Annotated in this window: 2 protein-coding genes; one reads left to right on the top strand and one right to left on the bottom strand. The window is 75.1% G+C overall.

The window, feature by feature from the left end:
• Nucleotides 1-199: 199 nt before the first annotated feature.
• Nucleotides 200-1,765 carry an IS1182 family transposase gene (locus VE614_RS28680; protein WP_324943452.1) on the bottom strand — a complete coding sequence of 522 codons (1,566 nt, stop codon included), beginning with the start codon at nucleotides 1,763-1,765 and terminating at the stop codon, nucleotides 200-202.
• A 143-nt stretch (nucleotides 1,766-1,908) separates the two neighbouring features.
• On the opposite strand from VE614_RS28680, the gene VE614_RS28675 reads away from it, so the two are divergent.
• On the top strand, nucleotides 1,909-2,112 hold a 204-nt coding region (locus tag VE614_RS28675; protein ID WP_324943450.1), incomplete at its 3' end, for a hypothetical protein.

The raw sequence follows: 2,112 nt of genomic DNA, 5'->3' as shown, positions 1-2,112 counted from the left end.
GCGTCTGCCCCCTCCCGGCCGCCCGGCCGGCACCGGCCGCGGCGCTCTGATCCCGGGTCGGCCGCCCCGAGCCTGCCGCCAGCGCCAACCGACACCCGTCCACGCCGCCGCCGACCACGGCGACGACCGGACGGGTCCCCGTTGCCGCCCCTCACCAGGCGGACCCGTGACCCAGCCTCCTAGAGCATCGGTCAAGAAGTCACGCCGCGTTCGGCTGGGGGAGCCGGGCGAGGACGTGGAGGTTGTGGACGACGGCGCAGCGGCGGAGGTCGAAGAGGTTCTTGCGGGCGCCGCGGTAGCGGGCGCGGCGCCCCTGCCAGCGGCCGACGTGGGCGAGGGCGTGCTCGACGGCGACCCGCTCGCGGAGCGTGGCGCGGCCGTCCGGCGTCGCCTGGCGCTGGCGCAGCTCGCCCAGGAGGCGCTCGTCGGGGTGGATGGCGACGCTGCGCCCGTGGGCGCTGGTGGTGCAGCGGTCGCGGAGCGGGCAGGCGGCGCAGGTCGCGGCCGGGAAGCGGACGGTCCCGCCCGGCTCGAAGGGGAGGGCGGCGCCGTTGGGGCACCGGATGGTCCGCCGCTCCCAGTCGAGCGCGAAGGCGGTCTTGGGGAAGCGGTCGCCGTTGCGGACCGGCCAGGCCTTGCAGAAGATGGCGAGGTCGGCCGGTCGCTCGCGGACCAGGGCGCTGCTGAGGTAGGCCCGGTCGATGTGCAGCTCGTCGAGATGGGCGGCCTGGTGGTCGAGGTCGGCGACGATCGCGTCGGTGACCGACGCCTCCGGGCTGTTGGCGGGCGTGATGCCGACCGCCCGGATCAGGCCGGCGTCGAGGTCGCGCAGGACGTGGCGCTTGTAGCCGTCGACCCGCTGGCTGCGGCTCTTGCGCCCGTGCCGCATCTCGGCGTCCTCGATCGAGATGCGACGCGCGCGGGCGACGCCCCGCCGGACCGCGGGCGGCCCGTCGCCCGCGCGCTCGACGTCCTGCGCCTGGACCTGCCGCGCGACGGCCAGCGCCTCCTGGCTCGCCGCCGACTCCGCGGCCGCCTCGGCGGGCCGCTCCAGGTACGCCTCGACCGCGCCGAGGGCATCCAGCACCGCCACCAGCGCCCGCGTCCGCTCGGCCGGGTCATCCCAGTCCAGGTCGAGCGCCGCCTTGAGGCTCGTGCCGCCCAGGATCGGCGCGCCGGCCTCGGTCGCCACGTCCGCCAGCCCCCGCCCCTGCCGGCGGGCCAGCACGCCGAGCGCCTTCCGCACGGCGTGGCCCAACAGGTTGTAGGTGTCCTCCACCCGCCCGGCCCCCCACAAGGGGCTGCTATCCAAGGCGGCCCGCAGCGCCCGGCTCCCGAAGCCGCCCCGCTCCGCCGCCAGCGCCACCGTCCGCTCCACCAGGCGGCGATCCAGGCCGTGCTCGATCAGGCGCCGGCGGAACGCCACCAGCGTGCCCTTGCTGAACGGCGGCTCCGCGCAGTCCAGGCAGTCCAGCACCAGCTGCCAGCGCCGATCCATCGCGGTCGCCTCGACGACCTCGTCGTCCGAGCACCCGACGTACGCCTGCAGCACCGTCGCCAGCGCCAACCGGGCCGGCGGCACCGGCAGACGGCCCTGCCCGCTGCTGGCGTACGGCGCGGCCAGCTCCTCCTGGAACGCCGCGTCGAACAGCTCGTGCCGCCGCTCGCGCAGGAACACGAACAGCTTCGCACGGCGGATCCGCTTCACGATCGGCTGCTCCGCCGGCGACAGCTCGACCGGCGGGCTCCACGCTGGTGGGCGCATCCCGGCCCCTCCCTCACGAGTACCGCGACGCTATCCCCTCCTCCACCCTTTCGTCAACTTTCTGACCGACGCTCTAGGACGGGGTCGTCAGCCGGAAAGTGGGTCTCGGGCGGCGCGGACGGAATGTCGTCGAGGAATAACGTGTGGACGTGGCGGACGGTGAACGAGCGATCGCGAAAGGCCGCGCCGACCGGCTGATCCATCCGGACCTCGGCGCCGAACGTCCGATGCCTCTCGATCACAAGTCGGAATCGTGCCGGGGGCTGCTCCGGCCGACCGTTCGGCCCACGCCGAGCACGAGACGGGTCTGGAAACCATGGGGACGCCCGCATCGCCTCCTCCAGCGT

Origin of the sequence: Streptomyces sp., from assembly GCF_035645055.1 — a bacterium.
In the GTDB taxonomy this organism is placed as follows: Bacteria; Actinomycetota; Actinomycetes; order Streptomycetales; family Streptomycetaceae; genus Streptomyces.
This window is presented reverse-complemented; position numbering and strand designations above follow the sequence as displayed.

What these genes read in the sequence shown, in the direction of transcription:
- VE614_RS28680 (WP_324943452.1), bottom strand. Translation starts at nt 1,765, where the DNA reads ATGCGCCCACCAGCGTGGAGCCCGCCGGTCGAGCTGTCGCCGGCGGAG.